This is a genomic window from Hutsoniella sourekii ATCC 700629, assembly GCF_000518205.1.
Classification (GTDB): Bacteria; Bacillota; Bacilli; order Lactobacillales; family Aerococcaceae; genus Hutsoniella; species Hutsoniella sourekii.
This window is the reverse complement of record NZ_JADD01000034.1, coordinates 1-22,768: the sequence shown is the minus strand read 5'-3', so window position 1 is coordinate 22,768 and position 22,768 is coordinate 1. Positions and strand designations below refer to the sequence as shown.

Here is a 22,768-nt window from a genome sequence, read left to right as displayed (position 1 = left end):
ACACATGTTGAAACCGTCACTCTCTTAGTGAAATCAAGCGATAGCGCAGATTGAACTTAGAGATGCGATTGGTCTGCGACGATAGGAGCAGAGCTTCCCATTAATATGTATTGAAAAACAAAGGAATAAACCGTATAAGAACGGGGTTTATGGGTGTTTGGTAGATGCTTAGGAACCTCGTTTTTGTCTTGGAAAGTTGCAATCTTACCCAGAAGATGATCTACCGAAGAAGCATGGGGCGTCTGAGGGAACAGGCCAATTGGTGTGATATGATAGAAATATAAACCTACTAAAATCTAGCTAGTTAAGTCTTTCTTTCATTTACAAATCACTTCCTAATAAGTTCTAATTCCAAAAATACATCGCTTAGTTCAAGTAATAAATGAGACCAATAGCAAAGACTAGCCCTGCTATCAGATGGAAGATCAGAGCAAGTAGAGCTTTTTTCTTATAGAGTTCGAGTTTCAGCTTCTGATCATCGGGGAGGTTCTTAACAGGGTATTTTCGACGTTTAATTAAATACATTAATAGGAACGAATTACTATTGTTACCCGAAGCATTCAATATTCCCCATGTTTTAGGATGCTTTATGCCTCTTGATTTAGCATCAATTAGGGTCAATTGGTAAATAGTGTATATGAGAATGATTCCACCTGCAAAAGTCACCGCTCCGGCTATAGTTAATAATATTAATAAGAGATCCATCTTATTTCCTCCTTTAAAATCGACGAATAATTTCATGATAGACGATGGCAGTTATAATTGTTGCCAGCGTAAAGACGACTACTAGGGTTATCCTTTCTGGGAACCATTGGGTTAAGAGAAGTACTGCAATCATAATCATAAGGGCTCCAACAATTAGGAAGGCTAACTTTGTATTGCTCTTAACGACATCGGTGCTTTCTTCAAGATGCTTCACGTAATTTTCACTTCCTTTCAATAATTGATCTAGACTAATTTGATAAAGTTCACTCAAGCGGATAACGCTAATAATATCAGGATAATTTTTATCATTTTCCCAGTTAGAGATAGACTGACGTGAGACAAATATTTTCTCGGCTACTTCTTCTTGGGTCATACTTGAATCGAGCCGCGCTTGCTTAAGTTGTTGACCAATAGACATCGATCTTTCATCTCCTCCTTGCTATTTTTTCTAACTCTAGTGTAACTGCTTTTTTCTCATAAAACTATCAAATGTCTTTTGAATCTCTATTTCTATCGTGTAAAAAATCTTTGACAAACCTTATTTACTGGGCTTTTTCGATTTTTCGCTTGGTCTGATTATCTCCTAGAGAGTCATAGTTTTGATGAGGCAGACTTGTAGATCTTTACCTTGGCTATTGAGGAAGGTTTTGAGGAATATATCTCCATCATTGGTAGAAATGTGGCAAGCAATGTGGATAATTAATTTTTATGAAGAAGATTAGCAACTAAAAACTAAATTTTATTTTTTAATGAGAGTGAATTAGGCAAAACTAAGCAGTAAGCCTGCATGGTGCTAGGACTAATTTTACCGGTTTTTATCTACGGCATCGCTATTAACTCTTATATGAGCCGAGGAATCATACGGAATAAATTAGCTAATTTTTGAAAATATTGGTTTAGAGACTAAACGATAATAGAGAAAATGTCTATTTAATTAGAATGATTGAAGGATGAATTTTAAAGATTTTTTAAATGTCATTAAGTCCAAAGAAATACTAGCTGGGCGTTTTATATTAAAAGGAGATGAATGTTGGTTACGAACAATTAGCTAAATGGGGCTGCATTTTTTAAGATATAATCAAGTGATGTATTTTTAGATTTGGACTGTGGTGGACGAAATGTTCAGTATTTTTTGACTCAAGCTGCTAAAGTGTACAGGGTCGATTACTCTAAAACCAAGTGTTGGTGACTGATTTGAATAAAGCTTCTATTGAGCAGGGTGCTGTGAAGTTATATATCGAGATATCAAAGCCTTCTTCAAAGGGCAGCACATTAAGCTGGAAGAATACGATGAGAGCTTAGTCAATCTGTTGGTGGATGATGTGAGAGTTAAAGAAATAGACTTGAAATAAAACTGAAAATAAGACAAATAATTATTGTAGATAAAAAGAGAGACATTGAACTATGCATTAGAGTAGGGTTTGCATGGTTCTGTGTCTCTCTTTTATTTTGATGATTTGAAAGTAAATAATCGTGAGTGAATCGTATATCCATTAAAGTAAAGAAAATGAGGTGAATAGTGTCAAAGAGAAGAGATTTTATTAAGCAATTATGTAATTGGGAGATCATAAAATGCTGTGAAAGAAAGTTCATATTATGAAATCAAAGAATCTTATATATAATCTCTTAGTATTAAATATGGTATATAAGTATTTTTGTGTATCAACCTAAGTTCTGATTAAAAGGTAAGGGGGATACCATTTATATATACTGTCCAACTATAATTGAATTTATATCGAATTAAACACCGTTTTTATATTATCATATAACTAATATTCTAAAATAATGGTACACAAGATGATGAATATTCTCTTTATAAACCTTCGATTTCAACTATTCTTTCAACTAATCCATTCCATAATTTTAATCTTTTAAAATAAATTTTTCTATTCGATAACAAATGCATATCATTCCCAGAAATGAATATATTATTATAATAAATAAACCAATAAGATAGTCATACATATTAAATACTTCGCCTAATATCATTGTAATCAGTGAAATAGCAATACCTATAGTTCCAAACTTTATACTAGATTGATACCAATATTCATTTCCGTTTATCCAATTCGATTCACTTTTAACGAGTCTTGAAAGAACATAATGAGACATCCCTAGATACTTACATGAAGATAACCTTACTCTTCCACTTTTAAATTCTTCTATAATTGCCTGAGGTGGATATGGTTTTGGGTGATTTAAAAGATTATAATTAATGATAATAACTAAAATATATATACTTATAAATACTAAATATAAACTACTATTCATAAAGGACCTCTATTTCAATAAATATTTATGGTTAAAATATAACTCGATCATTATATAGCCATTTATTTTCAAAACTAGCTTCTCTATTTATTTCATTATATCTTTCATAACTTACACTAGCATACCCTCCACCACAAACTGGAAAATACTTGCATTATAAAAGAGACTCCCATTTTCTAGAAGCGTGTAGAATACGATGAATAAAAACTTTAGATACTGATTCTGAAATGGTGTAGAAAATTAAATATTTTTTATAGCGTGTGAATCGGTAGCCCTTACTGGCAAGGTAATCATCATTGACCAATTGAAACTTTTGAGGCATATAACATAAAGTACCCATCTCATGTTCAAATCCTTCTAGAAAACTGAGAGCGGTCGTAGGGGAGAGCACATCGTGTTCAAGGTAGCGAATAATAGCTTGTAAGTCATTTTGGGCAGCTTGCGTCACTTCAACAACATAATTACCCATGGCGAAGATCCCGCTTAAGCTCCCTTATGACTTCTTGTAATGGTTTCGTACGATTCTCTTTCAGATCCTCTTCGCTTTCTTTGAGAAGGTTGTATAGTTCCTGCTTACCTAGCAATTGTTCATAAGACTCAATACTCATGACAGCTAAGTCACCACGTCCATTTTTAGTGATGAAAACAGGATCATTTGTCTCATTACAAAAGTTTGAGATGGCGTTATAGTTGTTTCTTAAATCGGTACTGGATTGAATACGTGGCATAAGATCACCCTTTCTAAAGAAATAATACCTTTATTTATTTAGATTATCAACATAAATAGTGGCAAAATATGTATGTGTTATTCAAAAACTATTTAAATCTGGGATAAACCGAGCATCCTCATGAATTATTAGACTTCTTTTCAATTTCGGATGGATGATCGTGTCGATAATTCAATGAAAATGAACGAAAAATTTTTGGCTTATTTTTATGGTCATGGACAGATTACAGTGAAAATAACTTCGAAAATCATTGAAATATGTGATACGACTGCTCGTCAGTTGCTAAGCGGGCTAGTAGATAAAAATGTATTAAGCTGGCACAAAAACTCTAAACGAGATCCTAAACAGTATTATAAGTTTAACTCCCAGTAAGACATCAAATTTCGGAGTAGTTCGAGGTATAGCATAATTGCCTTTAAATCATACGTTTTATCACGATGAACGAAGAAGTTGTAGTACTTCTTACGAAGATGAAGCAATGAATTGGTGAGCTAACAGGAATATGTGTGAAGTATATTTTAATCATAAAAAAGAATATGTACAGAAACGAGGTTTCAAGACAGGTACTAGATGTCTTGGAAACTCGCTTTTTATTTAGAAATTTAAGGATGATTTTTAGAGAAAAAAGCATTTACAATCTATAAAATATTTCTCTCCTATCTTTGCAGAAATTACTCATGTGCTCTAATCCCTTCTCCGTTAAGATGAACTTAAGATAAAAAAATTAGAGGAGGAAATATCATGAATGTCATTACTGTTAAAGGTCTATCTAAGAATTTCAAGAACAAGACTCTCTTCAACAATTTTTCACTTTCAATTGAACAAAACACCGTCCATGCCATTGTAGGACCAAATGGGTCCGGGAAGACCTCACTGCTACGTATTTTGACAGGTCTCTATCAGCCAGACCAAGGAGAAGTTCAAGTAAAAACTGATCACGCCATGCTGTTAGAAAATGACTATCTCTATGAGGATAAGAGTGGACTGGAAAACCTGAAGTTGTTTGGTCTTTATTTTGGTTATCAACCTTATGGTTACGAAGATTATGCAGAACTTTTAGAGATTAAAAATGATTTAGAGCGTAATGTCTCGACTTACTCTAAGGGTATGAAGCGGAAACTCTCCTTATTAATCATTGTGTTGATGCAAAGAGGCATCATCTATCTCGATGAGGTGACTTCTGGCGTTGATCCGATTTCTAGACGACAAATTCGCCAATTAATTGCCTTACTGAAAAGAAATGGGAAAACGATTGTCATCACATCTCATGATCTAGATGAAATTGAAAAGGTTGCAGATGTCGTCACGATGATTAAACAAGGACAGATTCTTTTTACCAAGCGGATAGAAGATATTCAAGGCGAGAGCCTAGAAGATTTATTTATTGAGGAGGGATTAAAATGATTCGTAAGGAAGATTTATATAAAGCGAGTCAATATTATATACTCCATAGTCGGGATTATCGTGGAAATACAATCCTAGCACTTATTTTCTTTCTCTTGTTCTGTGGGGGCATTTATGTTTTTAATGTGTTTCCAGGAGATCAAGGAAGTGACATCCTAATCTTGTTGCAGTGGATGTTGATGCTGGGAATTGGCCTACTCCTTGGAAATTCGATGATTGTCGACTTGACAGTAAAGGATAAGTTGAGTCGGCGCTTGGAGTTTATCCTAGCTTCAGGCCTACAAGTCAAAGAACTTGTTTTGGCCTATAGCTGGCAGATATGCTACTTTTCAATGATTATTCCTTTTTTGTTCTTAATGGCCACAGCTTTCTTGTTTTCGTATGATTACAGCTTTCTATATACATTTGGACTTTTCTTATCAACATTTGCCTTGGTATACGTGGTGATTTTATACTTTAATCTATTAGCCCTGGAACAAAAAAACTTAAAATTTTTCAAGTACCTATTATTTGCATCGTTGAATCTGTTGATTTTTTTACTCGGTTCATATTCCAAAGAGTTTTTAATCTTCTTGAATGCTCATCGGATCACCTTACCAATATTTATTCTTGCTGTTAACGGATGTCTTATCTTGTTTTTTGCAGTGTTAGCTTATCTTAAATTCAGCAAATTGACCAATGAATCCGTCATCAGACAGAAGGGGACTTGGTCATGAGACTCCTCCAAGAACAGGTCAAGACCTTGATGGATCGGAATGCTTTTGTCTTAGCTGGGTTCGCCTTCTTAGGTATATGGTTGTCAAGCAGTATTAAAGCTACACCGAATGATTCGATAGCAATGTTAATGAAAATCGAGGGGCTTCTGCTTTTATTCATGGTCATCATGACCGAACTTTCCAAGTCATCGATTATTCGAGATAAGCAGAGTAAACGGATGGAATTTATGCTAGCCAATGGTGTGGGTCAACAGGAGCTAGTTAAACAATATGTTTCAACTTTATATCTGAGTAGCTTCTTGTTACTTATACCTGCATTAACCATCTATGTTTTTAGTGCGTTAGTCCAAAATAATATAGTAATGGTTTTGTGGGCTGGTGTTTCGCTCCTGATACCAGGGCCATTGGCTTGTCTTTGGATAAGTTATTATATTTTGTACACCGAAGATCTTAATCGATTGAATGGGATTCAGATGAAGGCGATTGCGTTTAACCTATTTTTGATGATCGTGTCATTAGTCATCTACCACTCTGTTCCTGTGATAGAATTGTATTTAGGAATTAAGGTGATTCTTCTGGGTATCGCCACATTAATACTCAGTCATAGGATCACGACTGAACGGATTGTAAGGAGCTACTACTAAATCTATGTATAAAAAACTATCTGCCATTAGCTTAATTCACACCTTCATCATCATTTATTGGGCCTTCCTATATCGACAAGCGCTCTTGTTTTCCGAAGGTGTCGGATTGAATCTATTATCCATACTTCTATTTACTACTTTTTATATTTATTTCTATGGTTGCTTATCAGACCAGCAGGATTTTAGTTATAAGGACCTGATCTATTTACTGGGCTCATTCTTACCTTTAACCATTTTGCTTAGACAAGGCCTAACCTATCCACTCGTTTGGTTGGCGGTTAGTCTAGGGGTAACCTACTTCTACTTAAGTTCACATTTAAGAAAAGGAAGACTTCAAACCTTCACTCTCTTGCCTTTATCTAGAAAAGCCACCCGTGCTTTTACTCTGCTCTTTATTCTATTTCTAACGGTAATCATTTATGTATTAGATTTAGAGGGGGCATTGGTCCAGATTTTCATCCAAATGATCTTTTGGGTGTGCGAGCTGTGGCTCATCCTCTACCTCAAAGAAAAGGAAAACACTTATGAAAAAATTTATCAAATCTATTATTTATCAGATTATCTAGCCCAGGACCGCAATGAGTTCGCGCGTTTGATCCATGATGAGCTTATTCAAGATATCTATGCGACAAAGAATTTATTGTCGATGAAGACGCCTGATATTGCTTATACCAAGGAAGTGTTAGCCCAGCTAGAGGAAAAGGCGCGTGACATCATGAACTTCTACCAAAACCATCTCTTCGAAAATATGAAGCTGGAAGATAATTTACTGACGATCTTCCAATCGATTCAGGCCCTTTATCCTCAGAAAAAATTGGATTTTCAACATAAAATTGAAGACAGGCTCTCACAATCAATGGATCCATCGACTGTTCGATTGGTGTGTGTGTTGACCAAAGAATTGATTAATAATATCTATAAGCATTCTCAAGGAACTTATTTGTCCTACCAAATTCAACAAGCGGGCCAGGATATATTGATTGAATTGGAAAGTGATGGGGCAGATGGCCAGGATCTTGACGAAATTCAAGCATCAAAACGTGGGGTCCTGTTGATGAAAATGCTTGTGAATACGAAAAGTGGAGCGCTTAACTACCAATTGAATGGCGATATTTTATCTACTCAGATTCTACTGAAGGGAGGTCCTTATGAAGCTACTAATCCTCGATGATCATCATTTGTTTGGTCAAAGCTTACAGCGATTGTTAGAAGATCAAGCGGAGATAGAATTTTGTGACTTTACTAGTGAAATTAATCAGTTCTATACATTTCTAGACTCCAAAGATTATGACCTCCTCTTGATTGATATTAATCTCAAGACAGAGCTGACAGGCTTTGATGTGGTTCGTCAACTCAGGAAAGAACATTGTGAACTTCCCGTTGTCATTTTAACAGCCTATGATTTAGCAAATTATCGAAGCCTGGCCTATGAATTAGGTGTTAAGGATTTTATCAATAAATCCGTTGAAATTGATGAGTTAGTCAAACGGCTTAAAGCAGCTAAACTTGGAATGAGTACACCTCAACCAGAGAAGATTCTTGATCCTCTAACACCTCGGGAGATTGAATTATTGCAAGGGCTCGTCCAGGGTCAAAGTAAGAAAGATCTAGCCAAGGAATTGTATATTAGCGAACGAACTTTATATAACCATTTAACTAATATTTATAGTAAGTTGGATGCCAGTAACTTAATCGAAGCCTATAATAAGGCCATGGAACTGGGATACATTAATCCAGTGATGTAGTTTCTCAAAGGAGGGATCAATTATGAAAAATACTTGCAAATGTCCAAAATGTGGGGGATCCGATCTCATCTATGTACCCGGAACATCTAAAGCTTGGGGTGCCGGGAATAATATTATGACAGGCGCAACAATTTTCTCGGCTGTAATGGTGAGTCGTTACGTTTGTGTAACCTGCGGGTATACTGAAGAATGGGTGGATGTGGAAGATATTGCCAAGGTAAAGAAGGCCTACAATCACTTATATAATTATAAAACAATGATATACTAAGTATTAGAAGGAGGCAGAATTATGAAAAAATTATATTCTTTATTTTTTCTTTTACTTTGTGTATTCATCCCCACCCCAGTTTTTGGCCAGGAGCCGATAAATAATCAAGTAGCGATTGGACAAAGTAATTCAAAAGATCAAAAGGAAGAACTTTTATCGATTTTTGGTGTTGAAGGGGATTCTGGCATTCTTGTTGACGGAAAAACCTTAAATAAATATTTAAATGATGGTTCTGATGAAAATACGAGTGTGTTTTCAAGCGTATTAGTTAATGTTAGTGATGATTTGAATGGTGTATCCGTTGAGATTTTGACACCAGAAAATATTACTGAAGTTTCAGCATCAGCTTATGAAAATGCTGCAATCACTGCTGGTGCTATTAAAGCTCAAATCAAAATTGCTTCGGTGGAACCTGTAACCGGGGAAGGGGCATTGGGTGGAGTTTATGAAATATTTACTCAAGCGGGTTACAACCTAAATAGTGATGATATTCAAACGGCTGAAAATTTAATTGCAATTGAGCAGTCATTACTTAAAGAAACTAATATGTCTGAGAAAGAAATTTCTAAACTAGTCACTGAATATAATCTAGCAATCATAAATGCTTTAACTGATCAAAGAAGCTTGACTGAACAAGATGTACTAAAAATTTTAAACGAAATATTAGCAGCTTATAACTTCCAATTCAGCCAAAGCATTCGCTCAAAATTAATTGAGCATGGTACATCCTTTGCAAATTCAGATGTTTCCAAAGATCCAGCAACTAAGAAAGCACTTGAGGATACAATGGCGAGGTATCAACAGTTTGATCAAGTGTTAAGTCAAGGGAATATTGAAGTTAAGTTAAACGAAATCTATTTCACAGATGATCGAAATGAGCACTGGGATAAGAATTATGATAATGTACTAGTTGTAGATTATTCAATAAAGAACAATGGTAATAGCGATTTAGGAACTGGTAGTGAATTAACACTTTACGTAGATGGTCAGCTAGCCGATCAGTATTTTCTATTAGATGATACCTCCTCAGTCGTCTCACCAAATCGACAGACTGATGCTAAGGTAAGTTTTGGATTTAATGGTGCTAGAAAGAATCTCGAGCTAGAATTAGCTGATGTTTCTGCGTGGAATGAATCGCCGCTGATCATAAAATTAGATGAAGCTGGTACACCTGTTGAAGTTCAGACAAATAATTCTGAACCCAAGGGTGAAGTGAATAATAATATTGGTAGTGGGCTAAGCGAGGAAATACGTTCGCAAATTAAGAGTGAAGAATTGATTACGTTATTGGATGCATTTGTTGAAGCTGGTTTAAATGAATATGAACCAAGAATAATGGGGCGAGATGACTTTGGGGTGGCTCCATTAGTAGCAGATGAAGCAGTTCAATTCGGAGCTCAATTTGCTGAGATTCCAATGGTTGATGAAGAAGGTAATGAGGATCCTTACAATTATGGTCGGCTATTTACTTTCAGCAATTCAAAAGATCTGGAAAACACCAAAGCATATTATGATGATTTGGCAAAACAATCTGCTATGTTATACTCCCATACCTATTCTAAAGGAAATATTCTTCTTCAAATGGGTGGGGACGTTCCTGATGAAGACTTTGCAAAATACACATCTGTAATAGATAAATTAATAAAGTAAGCTACATACAATACTAGTATTTAAGATAGGGCATTGTAATTTTTGTGGGAAATTTCAGGACTAAGTTAATGATATGAGTAGCCCCCTTATAGTTGGACCAATGAGTCCAACTATAAGGGGGCTCTTTCAATATCTTTTTGCTTTTCTGACTTAGACTAAATATCCTCAAATTTTTTAGTTTTATACAATTTACTATTTAAATCTCCGCAATTTTTAAGGCTCGTAGTAGGGGCGTCTTCTTGTACTGATGGTCTTGCATCCGGGTGAAGATCTCATCTAACATCATGATGGCTTCTACTGCATATTGGCCTTTATTTAGCATCACACAATCTGCTCGTGAACCTTCAGCAGCATCGGTGATTTCTGCACGTGTTGGTATTCCCGTGTCAACTAGACTGGCTAGGACCTCCGTACTCCACACCACTGGCACGTCAGCCGCTTCTGCAACCCAGAGAATTTCTTGCTGAACTTCAGCTAACCGGGTATAGCCAATCTCAGTTGCTAAGTCTCCACGAGCTATCATAATCGCAAAAGGATTAGAGCTTGCTGCTTGATAGATAATTTCAGCCAGATTACTGACAGCCTTGACTGTCTCAATCTTTGCCATAATGGGCAGTTTAGTGGCTGCTTGTCCCATGAGTTCGTGCAGGTAGTCCTGAATATTTTGCACATCAGCTGCGTTACGGACAAAGGAGCAGCCAATAATATCGGCATGTTGGCTGGCAAATTTGATATCATCGTAGTCTTTCTCAGTGATAATACCTATCTCAAAGTCAGTTTGTGGAAAGTTCATGCCTCTTTCAGCTTTTAAGCGCACAGATTTGCCTTTAACTTTGGTTGCTTCTAGTAAGGCCTCAGTTTCGTTTGCTTCAATGACGCGGCATTCAATTGTTCCATCATCAATGAGAACAGGATCACCGACTTTAAGTTGACTGTAAATTGAAGGCGCATCGACTCCGACAACAACTTTACTTTTAGAATTGATTGGTAGCTGGTTGTTATTATTAGTCATTAAGATCGTATCGCCTTGTTGAATTTTATCCTTTTTGTGGGTGGTAAATAACCACTGGGTCCGAATTTTGGGGCCGGCTATATCCATCAAGATGCGTACTTCCTTTTTTTGTCTGGAAGCTTCTTTACGGATATGATCAATCATTGCCAACCAAGTTTCTTCGTTATCGTGAGCACAGTTGATCCGCGCAATATTCATGCCAGCTCTTATAAATTCTCGCACTAAGTGCTTATCAGATGCAGCTTCAGTAGGAAGCGTCGCCATGATTAGTGGTTTACGATTGGATTTTTCACTGCCCAAGCATGTTTGAATATTTTCTTCGAGTTGCTGGAAGCCCCGGGTAAGGTGATCTTGCTGAGCAGTGTCCACTGGACTATCCACACCAACAATCGAGGCTAGGGTATTGATAACAGATTGGAGAGTCTCTAGCGTTCGGCTTTCGAGTCGACCTAGAGATGAAACGCCCAATAAACTTAAGTCTGCCTGAAGTTCTCGCAAATCATAATGACGAATGGCAAGGTAGTAAGCCAAGTTACTGGCTGACTCTTTAAATGATTCATTGTGGATATTGTGTCCGTAACTATCGAGAATATCTTGGCCTTTAGCGAGCACATCTTGGTAAAGCTTGTATACTTGGTCGAGTAGCCGTTGCGCTTCAGCTTGGCGTTGCGACTGAGACATATATTACCCTCCTATAGATTCTTAAAGCGTATAATTAGATTGAAAATACCAATAAGAAGATGCGAAAAATGATTCACTTTGAAACTTATTATTTAAATTCATTCTAACATGTAATAAGTGAATGCGCTAATATTTTGGTAAGTGCTTATGGGGGATGAACGGTCGAATATTTTCTTTTAACGAAAAAATATTAGTTTAATCATCGCTCTTTAAGTGCTATTTTGATAAAATATTAGTGAAGAGAGAGCTTTAATCAGATGGAGTAAGAGTTGGTGATGACTTTCAAATTCAAGGAGGCGAGATGGTCCAAAGCATACCAAGATATCGTAGCCAAGGGCTTATGGTGTAAGTATTAGATTAAATGTAAGAGTAAAATACCCATTCCTAGTCAATTGACAACTAGAGTCTAACGAAAAGAGGAAGGTTATGTATCATTTATATCAAAGAAACGAAGTTCATTTTGCGATATTGTGGATTATCATCTATTGTGTGATGACTATTCCGATTCGCGGGGAATTCGGCGATGCGAGTCTATTTATGTTACTGGCTCTTGTATCAATTGCTTTAGCGCTTACCTACTTTATCAAGAAATACAAATTAGAAACTAAATATGGCTTGGATCATTGGCCTCAAGATACAGGAAAGTTTTTATATTTTATCCCCGTTTGGATTTTAACGACAGGTAATCTGTGGGGTGGTATTGAGTTGTCATATACTGGTTTTTCACAAGTTTGGGCTGTTTTATCCATGTTTTTGATTGGTTATATCGAAGAGATTATTTTTCGGGGATTTCTATTTAAAGGCATGATACCAAGAGATGGATTAAAGCAAGCTATTCTTTTTACGTCTGTTACATTTGGTATTGGGCACATTGTGAATTTGCTGGCCGGTCAAGCCAGTCTAGAGACGGTTGCTCAAGTATTTTTTGCGATTGCCTGGGGATTCATATTAACAACCTTATTCTATAAGAGTGGTAGCCTTTTGCCCTGCATTCTTATTCATGGATTAATCGATGCCTTCTCCAAATTCTCCCAGGAAAACCTATTGTCCGAATGGCTATACATAATAGCGACCATTTTGCTAGCGGCCTCTTATTGTCCTTATCTATGGAAGAAGAATTAGATATGTTTCACCCCTGTGGGTTTCCAGGAAGTGTTTTAAGTGCTTGGAAACCTATAAGAACGATTAAGGCACTCAATCCCCTAGATCAGCTTCAAGATAGGCCCTAGCTACCGCAAAAAAATTGTATAAAAATAGAATTATTTATAAAAAGGATTAACAGCTTAGTAAAAGTCGGTTAAACTATGGATAAAATTTCCATTTCATTAAGGAGTTTTTCCATGAATCTACATTATTTTTTTAGAGTGGTAGAAGATAGTCAAGGACCTCGAGTGCCCCTATTTATTGTTGTGGTCTTTATTGGGGGTCTTTTACTACTTGTTCGTTATTTTAATTTTGCTAAGCTCTATGCGTGTATAGGACTGTTACTTCAATTAACTATTCTAGGCTGGTATTTCAAAGCGGGTCGTTTGCTAAGCGAGGGGTTACCGCTTTATCACTGCCGGATAATGCTCTGGCTGTTAAGTCTTGGCTTGTTATTGGAAGTGCGTTCGCGTTTGATTGTTTGGGTCAGTATCTTAGGTATTACCTTTTCCTTGCCTGTGCTAATAGTTCGAGATATGGATGCTTATGCTTTCCCTCATATTACAGGAATTTACTATTTCCTTGGGCATGGAATGATCTTTTTGATGGCAACAAGTTATTTGCGTCGTTACTATATTCATTTACGTATACAGGATATAATGACGTATTCAATTGGATGCAACCTCTTTATTCAACTATTCAATGAGTTATTAGGAGCAAACTATGGCTATCTTCACACTCTCCCCCTATTGGGTAATGATGTGAGCAACCATTACGCCTTTGTTATCGTATCAATGGTGATTATCTTGCTGAGTATAGTCGTTAATCATCTCCTGTACCTTAATCGGAATTATCTTCATTTCCCCCTGTTGGAAGCTAATTTTCCAGAGGCTGTAAGATAAGTTACAATAATTATAATAAAAGCTTCGAAAAGCAAACAATCCCTCAGCTGTAGTGGATCGCCTTCAGAGCCACGGCTCTTCCGGCTTAATTGGCTATTCTCTCCCTAAGCGCTAAAGCGCATAAGGGAGAGATATGGGCCAATTATCCTAAGACTACTGCTGAGTGATTGTTGCTTTTCTTTGCTATTATTAATCTATCCATTTTTATTAACGAACAAAAGATACAAATCCTAACGATTTATTTGTGTTATTAGAGGTGATTTGTACTTATCTGACAGCCTCTGTTTTTGATATGGTAGTTTGAATGAACCTTTAGTTCATGTGATAGAATAGGATGATAGCTATCTTCAGATTAGGTAAAAATTTTGATTATTGCTTTTTTGATCAGAGCCGACTGGCTCAATTCATTCTAATTTATATTCTGACTATTTATGTTAAAATATAACAGCATTAAATAGTTTGGAGTGAATCTTATGTTAGAATGGTTTTCAGATTTATCGCCATTGGTTCAAGCAAGTTTAGCTGGATTAACAACTTGGCTGTTTACGGCGTTAGGGTCAAGTTTGGTCTTTTTTATGAAATCGATCAACCGTAAATTGTTGGATTGTATGAATGGTTTTGCGTCCGGTGTGATGATTGCAGCGAGTTTTTGGTCATTACTGGCCCCTTCTATTGAATATGCAGAAGTAGCGGGTTATGGTTTTTGGTCCTTTGTACCGGCTTTGGTTGGTTTTGTTGCTGGCGGAATTTTTTTAAGTCTATTAGATAAGATAATTCCTCACCTTCACTTAGACAAGAACAAGTCAGAAGCTGAAGGTGTTCCAACTCAGCTTTCATCGACCGCCTTGCTCTTTCTAGCGATAACCATCCATAATATTCCCGAAGGCCTATCAGTGGGTGTAGCCTATGGAGCAACTGGTTTAGGTATTTCGACGGCTTCTCTAGCAAGCGCGGTGTCACTGACCTTGGGAATCGCTTTGCAAAATTTTCCTGAAGGGGCTGCTCTGGCTATGCCTATTCGTGCTCAAGGGGCTAGTAAGGGCAGAGCCTTCAACCTAGGCCAAGCCAGTGCCTTGGTTGAGATTGTAGCTGCTTTCCTGGGTGCTTGGTTGGTAACGGAGATTACGATTATCTTGCCTTACGCTTTGGCCTTTGCTGCTGGAGCCATGATCTTTGTCTGTGTGGAAGAGCTAATCCCAGAGTCGCAATCGAATGGTAACGAGGATATGGCTACGATGGCTTTAATTATTGGCTTTGCCTTGATGATGACCTTAGATGTTGCCCTCGGGTAATTGATAGCTAATTCACTAGAAGGAGACAGATATGAAGCAAGAAGAGTTATTTGAGATATTGGAAGAACGCTTTGAGGCTTACCCCGAACGTCACCTCCAGATCTCGTGGGAGCAAGTGGCCTCCTACCTGGAAGGACAACCAAGAATCCTTAAGACGATTCAGCAAATGGAAGCGAGTGGTGGTGAGCCAGATCTTATCTACCTGCCTGATGCTGGCTTGATCTTTTATGCGGATATGAGTCCAGAGAGCCCAAGCGAGCGAAGAAGTATTTGTTATGATCAAGAAGCTCGTATTAAGCGGAAGAAGAACCCTCCTCAAAGGAGTGCCCAGGAATTAGCTGAGGCGATGGGTGCCAACTTGCTGACTGCTGATATGTACCAGCAGCTACAGAAATTAGCTGACTTAGATTTAAAGAGCTCTTCTTGGTTACTGACACCGGATTCAATTAGGGAATTAGGTGGGGCGATTTTTGGAGATAAACGTTATGGAACTACTTTTATTTATCATAATGGAGCCGATTCTTACTATCAAGCCAGGGGTGTCCGCTTTAAAGTAGACTTACCCAACTGGTCTTAATGATTAACCATCCCTAGAAAGAACTGGGGATGGTTAATTTTTGTTTCTTTGCAATTGTCGCTTCTTGATTTACAATGGGATTATCAAAGGATAGGTGATTAGATGAATGAAATAATTAAGCATGAAAAAGAATCCCACCGATTTTCTAGGTTGGAACTCTTGTTAGGGGAAGACCGGTTGAAGGCTCTTAAAGAATCGACGGTGATGGTCCTAGGCCTTGGTGGTGTGGGCTCTTCATGTGCGGAAGCACTGGCTCGTGGTGGCATTGGCCACCTCATCTTGATTGATAAGGATACGGTGGATATTACTAACATCAACCGTCAAGCACTCGCTTTCACCTCTACGATTGGTCGAGTGAAGGCAGAGGTGATGGCTGAGATGGTCAGGGAAATTAATCCCGACTGTCGAGTCACTGCCGATCAAGTAGAACTTGACCGCGACCGGACTCCTGATCAACTAGCTGGCTATCCTCGTCCTGACTATGTGATCGACTGTATTGATCTCGTCCTCACCAAGGCCCAGGTGGCCTACTGGTGTCAGGGTGAAGGTATTCCCTTGTTGGCTTCAATGGGAGCCGGTAATAAATTAGATCCTGAATACTTGCATTTTGATGATATTATGAACACGAGAAATTGTCCCTTATCTAAGGTAATGCGCCGTGAGTATCGCAAGCTAGGTATCGACCATCAGGAAGTCTTATATTCTAACCAAGCGCCAGTTAATATTAAGGACCCGCTAAGCCCTGATCGAAGCCATACTTTGGGAACTATGTCTTATATGCCCCCAATTGTTGGTCAAATGTTAGCGGGGAAAGTTTTAAGACGACTGGCAGGTTTAGAGGGTTCATTTGATAATTTATCCAAGCGGAGATAGGAGGCGGTAGGTTTGTTAATTGATTCGCACTATCATTTTGACTTTCTTCCTAAGGATCGGCATTTTCGATTGAGTTTTCTGCAGGACTTATGTCGAGATCAAATAGGAGTCATTGCGCAGACGGTCTTACCTTCAACTTATCAAGAGTTAATTCAAGAAGTCGAATATTATCAAGGTCATGGAGTAAGTAATTTACGTCCTTCCCTAGGTTTTCATCCTTGGTGGATGGAATCGGCTGATCAGGTTGAAGCGGAGTTGGACGTGTTCGCTAGAGCGGTGATTGGGGCTTCATTGATAGGTGAGATCGGATTAGACTTTACACCTCGAATTCTAGAGCGGGTGGATGCCAGTCAACAAATAGCTGCCTTCCAGCGTATTGTGGAGTTACTAGTTAATGATCAGAGCTTGAGTCAAGCAAGAATCCTATCCATTCACTGCGTCCGTTCGGCGGATGCTGTCTTAGAAGTTCTGGAAGCTTCTGACATCCAACGATATGATATTATTCCCATTCTTCATCGCTTTAATGGGACTAGCGACCAAGTAACTCGCTTGATCCGCTTAGGAGGCTATCTATCGGTTCATCCTGATATGCTCCAGACCAAGAAGGGGCGGGCTTATGTCTGTCAAGTTCCTAAGCAACGACTTCTCTTAGAATCTGATCTGCCTAGCCAAACTTTAGCGGAAGCTTCTCAAGTCACTGAAAGGGAGCTGACCAAGGCCTTGTCAAGTAGTCTCTTATCCAGCTTGTCTTCTCTGACTGCTCTACGAGGAGAAGCGATGCAAGGAACCATTGAAGCCAATCAAGCACACCTATATGGGTATTTTGACAAAGAGGAGTGGTCGAATGAAGACGAGTATTGATTACCAGCAGGAAGGGTTTCTTACAAAGTTCAACCAGGTAAAATTGGTTAGTGGCTCGCCAAGGAGGCTGGAGCTTTTATCTTATTTGGATCCGGAAATAAGCCTTAACGAAATTGATGAACGGTCAATAGAAGACCATTATATGGACCTTTATGAAGACGATCCCTTTGTTGAAAGAGCGGCCAAGACTTGTTGTGAAATTTCTAAGGCCAAGCTTGATTTAGCTATTGAACCTTCTACCCTTTATATTGCAGCAGACACCATCGTGATTTGCCAGGAGAAGATCTACAATAAGCCCGAGGATGCGGCCGAAGCCTATGCCATGTTAAGGTCTTACTTTGGGCGTAGTCACCAAGTCGTAACGTCTGTGTGTCTAAAGGCGGAAGATTTTCTAGATGTCTTTTATACATTAACTGAGGTAACTTTTGTTTCTTATTATGAGCAGTTAGAAGCAGCCATTCAAGCTTATGTAGATTCAGGCTTGCCTTTGGATAAGTCTGGGGCTTATGGTATCCAAGAGCTTGATCCGCGCTTTGTGGCTAGCATATGTGGGGATATCCATACGGTGATCGGCCTGCCGGTTGCTGAAGTTAATCAAAGAATTTTTAATCGTCATTGATTAAAATCTAACGAGCGAGCTCAACTAGAGTGGTGAAGCTCAGATGATGTGCGTTGCAACCGTTTGCAAGGGTTTGGTATACTAATCATACTAAGAAGATAGCATATGGAGAGAAAGGTGAAGATAAAAATGAAAAAAATTATCAACCAACCAGCTGATGTTCTAGATGAGATGTTATCAGGAATGGTTTTGGCTAATCCTAAGATTGATCGTATCGAAGATACAGGCATCATTATCGCTAAGGATCGTCCCAAGCAAGTGGCTGTGATTAGTGGGGGAGGGAGTGGACACGAACCAGCCCATGCTGGTTTTGTTGGCGAGGGTATGCTACAGGCTGCCGTTTGTGGTCAAGTGTTTACTTCACCGACCTCCGACCAAGTTTACCGAGCTATTCAAGAAGCCAACCAAGGTCAAGGTGTCCTCTTAGTTATCAAGAATTATTCAGGTGATATCATGAACTTTGAGATGGCTATGGAGATGGCTGAAATGGATGATATTCCAGTAGGTAAGGTTATTGTAGATGATGATATTGCGGTGGAAGACTCTACTTATACTCAAGGTAAGCGTGGCGTGGCTGGAACCATTTTTGTTCATAAGATTCTAGGAGCAGCTGCCAGACAAGGGGCAAGTCTAGAGGAATTGACTCAGTTAGGGCAAGAGGTTGTTAGTAACCTATCAACAATAGGCTTGGCCTTAACGGGTGCTACCGTTCCTGAAAGTGGTAAACAAGGCTTCAACTTAGCTGAAGATGAAATTGAATTTGGTGTGGGTATTCATGGGGAGCCGGGCTATAAGCGTGAAAAGCTACAATCTTCTCATGAGATGGCCCGCGAAATGATCGGTAAAATTAAGGCTCACAACAACTGGCAAGCTGGAGATTCTTATGCCATTCTAGTTAATGGGATGGGCGGGACGCCATTAATGGAACAGTATATTTTCTTGAATGACGTTTGTTCGATAATTGCTAAGGATAATCTATCGATTGAAATGACTAAGGTGGGTAATTTAATGACCTCGATTGAAATGCAAGGAATTTCACTAACCTTTTTAAAATTAGAAGAAAAGTGGTTGGAATACTTACAAGCTCCTGTAGATGTGGAAGGATGGTAATATGAGTCAAGTAGATAATGTGTTAAAAGCTTTTGCCATATTCAAGCAAGCAGTAAGTGATAACAAAGATTATTTAAGTGATTTAGATACGCCTATTGGCGACGGGGACCATGGTAATAATATGTACCGCGGGGTAATTGCGATGGCAGAGATGTTTGAAGGTCAAACATTCCAGCAAGCTGCTGATATCTTCAAGACTGCAGCCATGGCTTTGATGAGTAAGGTGGGGGGCGCTTCTGGGCCTCTTTATGGGACAGCCCTTCTTGAAATGAGTAAGCAACTAAAAGTTGATGCCACTGATTATGTTGGAGCCTTAAAGGCGGCGGCCGGAGGTATTAAAAAGCGGGGACATGCTGAAGCTGGCGATAAGACCATGTTAGATGTGTGGTTGCCAGCAGGGGAAGCCCTAGCAAGCGGCGAATTAACAGTGGATGCAATCGACCAGTGGGTTCAGGCCACAGAAGCGATGCAGGCGCGTAAAGGCCGGGCCTCCTATGTGGGTGAACGCTCCGTTGGTCACATTGATCCTGGTTCGATGTCGACTGGCTATCTCTTGAAGGCTTTCCTGGAAGCAGGTGTATTCAATGACTAGTGCAATCTTGTTGGTCTCTCATGTCGACACTATTGCCACGGGCGTCAAGACCTTAATAAGTGAAGTGGCCTCTGATATTGAAATCTTGACTGCTGCTGGTTTAGAAGATGGCGGAGTGGGCACTTCTTTTGAGAGGATTCAATCGGTTGTTGAAGCTAGTGAGGCTGATACGATTTATGCCTTCTTTGATCTAGGATCAGCTAAGATGAATCTAGAAATGGTACAAGAATTTACAGACAAAGACTTAACAATATATGAGGTGGCCTTGGTTGAAGGAGCTTACAATGCCGCAGCCTTACTACAAGCGGGTATTGACAAGGCAGGAGTAGAAGCTCAATTAGAGGAATTAAGACTCAATAAATAAGGGATCTCATCAATGAAGTTAAGAGCTTGATCCAGCTTTAGAACAATGATAAATAATGAACCGACCTTTTCTTACCTAGAAACCATAGCTAGATAGGAAAGGGTCGGTTCTTTTACTGGTTAGATGAGAGGATCGACTATTTGTGAATGGAGGTGGCCAGCTTCTTCTATTTGTTGAGCCAGTTGAAGAAGTATATACTCACCGCCTCGTTTACTTGCTAATTGGATGCCCTGTGGTAGCCCTTCTTGATTTTGATAGATGGGTAAGGATAGGGCGGGTTGGCCTGTAATATTCATCAGTTGACTGTAGGAAGTACGTAAGTAGGTATAGTCGAAGGCTTGCTTGGTGACTTGCCATTGGTCTTTAGCTGACAGGTTCCCCATCTCATGGATTGCTTGTAGCAGATCAGTCGGATACGCTAAGTCGCAGTTGCGTATGGCTGGACCATTAGTAGTAGGGGTTAATAGTATGTCATAGTTTAAGTAGAAATTCTCCATATATTCAACCAAGAGATCCTGATAAGCATTAAAGTCCGACAAGGAAAAAGCACTCAGATTTGGAGCCATTCGATAGGTGACCCAAGTGAGGGGATCAACCTGATCAAAGTTTATCTCATAACCTTGCTTTTTGATATGATGGATGATTTTACCCGTTTCCAAGGTCATAACGGTGTAGTAAGCTTCCAAGACTTGGTTCCCATCAATAGCTAGGTGAACCTCTTGCAAATCATGACCCAGGTCACTTAGAATTTGAATGGCGAGATCCAGAGCAGCGGAGGCATCTGGATGAGCTTGACGATCCCTTGGCTCTTGTCTAGTATAGGCAATCTTAAGTGGGCGGTTAATCTTGTCTAAGTGAGCGCTTGTAATAAGAGGTAACCGGTTCATTGAAGTGACTTGGTCAGCTTGTAATTCCTTTAAATAATAAAAGACATCGCGGACAGACTTGGCCATCAATAGATTGGTGGCTAATCCATTTACCGGGCGATAAAAGCCAGGGCCTTCAGCAATACGGCCTCGACTTGGCTTTAAACCGATCAGCCCTGTATCTGATGCAGGTACGCGGATGGATCCGCCAGCATCTGATCCAGTAGCTAGAGGAACCATGCCAGATTTGACAGCCGCAGCGGCTCCACCGGATGAGCCACCAGGATTATATTCAAGATTGACAGGATTTTTAACGGGGCCAAAGTATTTAGAGTCGGAGACCGTCTTTAAACCGAATTCAGGAATGTTGGACCGACCGACAAAGACCATGCCGGCCTGACTAGCCATTTGGATACTAGTATCTGTTTCCTGAGCAACTTGGTTAATTAACAGACCAGAACCTGAAGCTGTTACCGTTCCTCTCCAATATTGGCCAATATCTTTAAGGAGTAGTGGCACCCCGTAGAAGGCGGAAAGCGTCTCTCTTTCTTGGCTGGACATTCGACCGAGCGCTTGATCTAATCTCTTGGCTTGCTTGAGTGCAGATTGGGGATAACTAGCGATCACAGCATTTAGGTGGGGATTTAATTGTTCTATATTGGCTAAGGTTTGCTCCGTGACGGCTTCAGAGGTTAGCTCCCCTCTTTGGATGGCTTGACCGATCGCATAAGCATCATCTTTAAATAGCATGATGATCATCTCCAATATAATTTTGGGCGGCTTGAATCAGTAGGCGGGTCACTGGATACAGGATCACTTCATAGACCGTCTCAAATAAGGTCCCGCCTATAACCATTGAAGCAATAGCAGCCACTGGTAAGATGCCATAGAAGGCTAACACAGCAAATACTAAGTTATCTAATAGTTGTCCTACAAGAGTTGAGCTGATCACGCGTACAAAGAGGAGATGTTGATATTTATTTTTTAGTTGGTCCATGATACGTGCATTCATCAGTGAGCCGATGATATAAGCCGTAAAGGAGGCAAGAGAAATACGCAAAGTGGTTCCGAGTATCGATGCAAATGCTTCTTGATTGCTCCAAAAAGCTGAGGGAGGAATAATGATCGCTAATTGATAAATTAGCGTAGCTATTAACATAATGAAGAAACCGGTTAGGATCATAGAACGGGCTTCCTTATAGCCGAAGAGTTCAGTCATTAAGTCCTGAATAATAAAGGCAATCGGCGAAACCAGGATACCGGTGGTCACCGTGAATTGCCAAAAATCAAACTGCTTGGTAGCTAGTAAGTTCATCGCCAGAATACTAGCGGCATAAGCAGCGTAAAGAAAAGTCAACAAGCGTACAGATTTAAAAGATTTCATCGAATCTTCCTTTCGTTGGTTAATTTTCACCAAACGAAAGAGGCTGTAAGGTAAGTCCTCAAAAAACCCAGATTTTTATTCGACAAGAATAAAAATGCTGGGTCTTTTGATTTGTTCTAAAGATCAGAGCCAATTTTCTCATGTTCGTGGCCATTAACGCCAGTCCAATCTCATTATGAACCTTATCAATTCCTCTTACATGGAATCGGTTGAACCCTAAATTCGCCTTCAAATGTCCGAATGCGGGTTCCACATCCGTTTTTCGAAGGCTGTATATTAAGCTGTATTCTGGATCTGACAAGAGCTCTCGTTGCTTGGCTTTGTAGTACTCCCACTCCGGATTGATGGTTACCTTCCTAAG

25 protein-coding genes and 1 pseudogene are annotated in these 22,768 nt (G+C 39.2%); 17 read left to right on the top strand and 9 right to left on the bottom strand.

Features of this window, described 5'->3' with window-relative positions:
- Positions 1 to 366: 366 nt before the first annotated feature.
- The 5 genes from T408_RS0108160 to T408_RS0108140 all read right to left on the bottom strand — a co-directional run bounded on the left by T408_RS0108160 (position 367) and on the right by T408_RS0108140 (position 3,704).
- Positions 367 to 705, bottom strand: a complete 339-nt coding sequence (locus T408_RS0108160) for a hypothetical protein (RefSeq protein WP_028119493.1) — start codon at positions 703 to 705, stop codon at positions 367 to 369.
- Positions 706 to 718: 13 nt separating this feature from the next.
- A complete protein-coding gene (locus tag T408_RS0108155) occupies positions 719 to 1,123 on the bottom strand; it encodes a helix-turn-helix domain-containing protein (RefSeq protein WP_028119492.1) in 405 nt (134 codons plus the stop codon).
- Between the two features lie 1,445 nt (positions 1,124 to 2,568).
- Complete coding sequence (locus tag T408_RS0108150) at positions 2,569 to 2,976, bottom strand: hypothetical protein (RefSeq protein WP_028119491.1); 408 nt, start codon at positions 2,974 to 2,976, stop codon at positions 2,569 to 2,571.
- Positions 2,977 to 3,130: 154 nt separating this feature from the next.
- The gene (locus tag T408_RS0108145; RefSeq protein WP_028119490.1) at positions 3,131 to 3,445 is read right to left on the bottom strand and encodes a type II toxin-antitoxin system RelE/ParE family toxin; all 315 of its coding nucleotides are present in this window, start codon (positions 3,443 to 3,445) and stop codon (positions 3,131 to 3,133) included.
- Positions 3,438 to 3,704, bottom strand: a complete 267-nt coding sequence (locus T408_RS0108140) for a type II toxin-antitoxin system prevent-host-death family antitoxin (protein WP_028119489.1) — start codon at positions 3,702 to 3,704, stop codon at positions 3,438 to 3,440. The genes T408_RS0108145 and T408_RS0108140 overlap by 8 nt, the downstream gene beginning before the upstream one ends.
- A 741-nt stretch (positions 3,705 to 4,445) precedes the next feature.
- Between T408_RS0108140 and T408_RS0108135 the strand changes: the two genes are divergently transcribed.
- Genes T408_RS0108135 through T408_RS0108105 form a run of 7 tightly spaced genes read left to right on the top strand, consistent with a single transcriptional unit; the run spans position 4,446 to position 10,131 of the window.
- Complete coding sequence (locus T408_RS0108135) at positions 4,446 to 5,108, top strand: ABC transporter ATP-binding protein (RefSeq protein ID WP_028119488.1); 663 nt, start codon at positions 4,446 to 4,448, stop codon at positions 5,106 to 5,108.
- A complete protein-coding gene (locus tag T408_RS0108130; RefSeq protein WP_028119487.1) occupies positions 5,105 to 5,824 on the top strand; it encodes a hypothetical protein in 720 nt (239 codons plus the stop codon). Before T408_RS0108135 ends, T408_RS0108130 begins: the two co-directional genes overlap by 4 nt.
- Positions 5,821 to 6,468: a hypothetical protein gene (locus T408_RS0108125; RefSeq protein ID WP_028119486.1), complete on the top strand. Its 648-nt coding sequence runs from the start codon at positions 5,821 to 5,823 to the stop codon at positions 6,466 to 6,468. Before T408_RS0108130 ends, T408_RS0108125 begins: the two co-directional genes overlap by 4 nt.
- Positions 6,469 to 6,472: 4 nt before the next feature.
- On the top strand, positions 6,473 to 7,639 hold the full coding sequence (locus T408_RS0108120; RefSeq protein WP_028119485.1) for a sensor histidine kinase: 1,167 nt from the start codon (positions 6,473 to 6,475) through the stop codon (positions 7,637 to 7,639).
- Positions 7,617 to 8,213 carry a response regulator transcription factor gene (locus T408_RS0108115; RefSeq protein ID WP_028119484.1) on the top strand — a complete coding sequence of 199 codons (597 nt, stop codon included), beginning with the start codon at positions 7,617 to 7,619 and terminating at the stop codon, positions 8,211 to 8,213. The genes T408_RS0108120 and T408_RS0108115 overlap by 23 nt, the downstream gene beginning before the upstream one ends.
- Positions 8,214 to 8,235: 22 nt before the next feature.
- Positions 8,236 to 8,481: a hypothetical protein gene (locus T408_RS0108110; protein WP_028119483.1), complete on the top strand. Its 246-nt coding sequence runs from the start codon at positions 8,236 to 8,238 to the stop codon at positions 8,479 to 8,481.
- Positions 8,482 to 8,502: 21 nt separating this feature from the next.
- Positions 8,503 to 10,131: a DUF1002 domain-containing protein gene (locus tag T408_RS0108105; protein WP_028119482.1), complete on the top strand. Its 1,629-nt coding sequence runs from the start codon at positions 8,503 to 8,505 to the stop codon at positions 10,129 to 10,131.
- 196 nt (positions 10,132 to 10,327) lie between these two features.
- Here T408_RS0108105 and T408_RS11270 read toward each other — a convergent pair whose 3' ends face one another.
- A complete protein-coding gene (locus tag T408_RS11270; protein ID WP_035420445.1) occupies positions 10,328 to 11,824 on the bottom strand; it encodes a pyruvate kinase in 1,497 nt (498 codons plus the stop codon).
- Between the two features lie 426 nt (positions 11,825 to 12,250).
- Here T408_RS11270 and T408_RS0108095 point away from each other — a divergent pair, with 426 nt between their 5' ends.
- The 10 genes from T408_RS0108095 to dhaM all read left to right on the top strand — a co-directional run bounded on the left by T408_RS0108095 (position 12,251) and on the right by dhaM (position 20,157).
- A complete protein-coding gene (locus tag T408_RS0108095; protein WP_028119481.1) occupies positions 12,251 to 12,946 on the top strand; it encodes a CPBP family intramembrane glutamic endopeptidase in 696 nt (231 codons plus the stop codon).
- A 218-nt stretch (positions 12,947 to 13,164) separates the two neighbouring features.
- The gene (locus T408_RS11265; RefSeq protein WP_051444852.1) at positions 13,165 to 13,869 is read left to right on the top strand and encodes a TMEM164 family acyltransferase; all 705 of its coding nucleotides are present in this window, start codon (positions 13,165 to 13,167) and stop codon (positions 13,867 to 13,869) included.
- Between the two features lie 473 nt (positions 13,870 to 14,342).
- Complete coding sequence (locus T408_RS0108085; protein WP_028119480.1) at positions 14,343 to 15,161, top strand: ZIP family metal transporter; 819 nt, start codon at positions 14,343 to 14,345, stop codon at positions 15,159 to 15,161.
- 31 nt (positions 15,162 to 15,192) lie between these two features.
- A complete protein-coding gene (locus tag T408_RS0108080) occupies positions 15,193 to 15,738 on the top strand; it encodes a DUF4256 domain-containing protein (protein WP_028119479.1) in 546 nt (181 codons plus the stop codon).
- A 102-nt stretch (positions 15,739 to 15,840) separates the two neighbouring features.
- Complete coding sequence (locus tag T408_RS0108075; RefSeq protein WP_035420442.1) at positions 15,841 to 16,611, top strand: tRNA threonylcarbamoyladenosine dehydratase; 771 nt, start codon at positions 15,841 to 15,843, stop codon at positions 16,609 to 16,611.
- Positions 16,612 to 16,623: 12 nt separating this feature from the next.
- Positions 16,624 to 17,472, top strand: a complete 849-nt coding sequence (locus tag T408_RS0108070; protein WP_028119477.1) for a TatD family hydrolase — start codon at positions 16,624 to 16,626, stop codon at positions 17,470 to 17,472.
- Positions 17,456 to 18,091, top strand: a complete 636-nt coding sequence (locus T408_RS0108065) for a Maf family protein (RefSeq protein ID WP_028119476.1) — start codon at positions 17,456 to 17,458, stop codon at positions 18,089 to 18,091. The genes T408_RS0108070 and T408_RS0108065 overlap by 17 nt, the downstream gene beginning before the upstream one ends.
- 129 nt (positions 18,092 to 18,220) lie before the next feature.
- The gene (gene dhaK / locus T408_RS0108060) at positions 18,221 to 19,201 is read left to right on the top strand and encodes a dihydroxyacetone kinase subunit DhaK (RefSeq protein ID WP_028119475.1); all 981 of its coding nucleotides are present in this window, start codon (positions 18,221 to 18,223) and stop codon (positions 19,199 to 19,201) included.
- Between the two features lies 1 nt (position 19,202).
- Positions 19,203 to 19,793: a dihydroxyacetone kinase subunit DhaL gene (gene dhaL / locus T408_RS0108055; protein WP_028119474.1), complete on the top strand. Its 591-nt coding sequence runs from the start codon at positions 19,203 to 19,205 to the stop codon at positions 19,791 to 19,793.
- On the top strand, positions 19,786 to 20,157 hold the full coding sequence (gene dhaM, locus T408_RS0108050; protein ID WP_028119473.1) for a dihydroxyacetone kinase phosphoryl donor subunit DhaM: 372 nt from the start codon (positions 19,786 to 19,788) through the stop codon (positions 20,155 to 20,157). Before dhaL ends, dhaM begins: the two co-directional genes overlap by 8 nt.
- A gap of 119 nt (positions 20,158 to 20,276) precedes the next feature.
- Here the strand turns inward: dhaM and T408_RS0108045 are convergent, their stop codons facing one another.
- The 3 genes and pseudogenes from T408_RS0108045 to T408_RS11260 form a co-directional block, all read right to left on the bottom strand.
- The gene (locus tag T408_RS0108045) at positions 20,277 to 21,773 is read right to left on the bottom strand and encodes an amidase family protein (protein ID WP_028119472.1); all 1,497 of its coding nucleotides are present in this window, start codon (positions 21,771 to 21,773) and stop codon (positions 20,277 to 20,279) included.
- A complete protein-coding gene (locus tag T408_RS0108040) occupies positions 21,763 to 22,407 on the bottom strand; it encodes a queuosine precursor transporter (RefSeq protein WP_028119471.1) in 645 nt (214 codons plus the stop codon). Before T408_RS0108040 ends, T408_RS0108045 begins: the two co-directional genes overlap by 11 nt.
- Positions 22,408 to 22,433: 26 nt before the next feature.
- Positions 22,434 to 22,768: pseudogene (locus tag T408_RS11260) on the bottom strand (transposase); the annotation flags it as partial.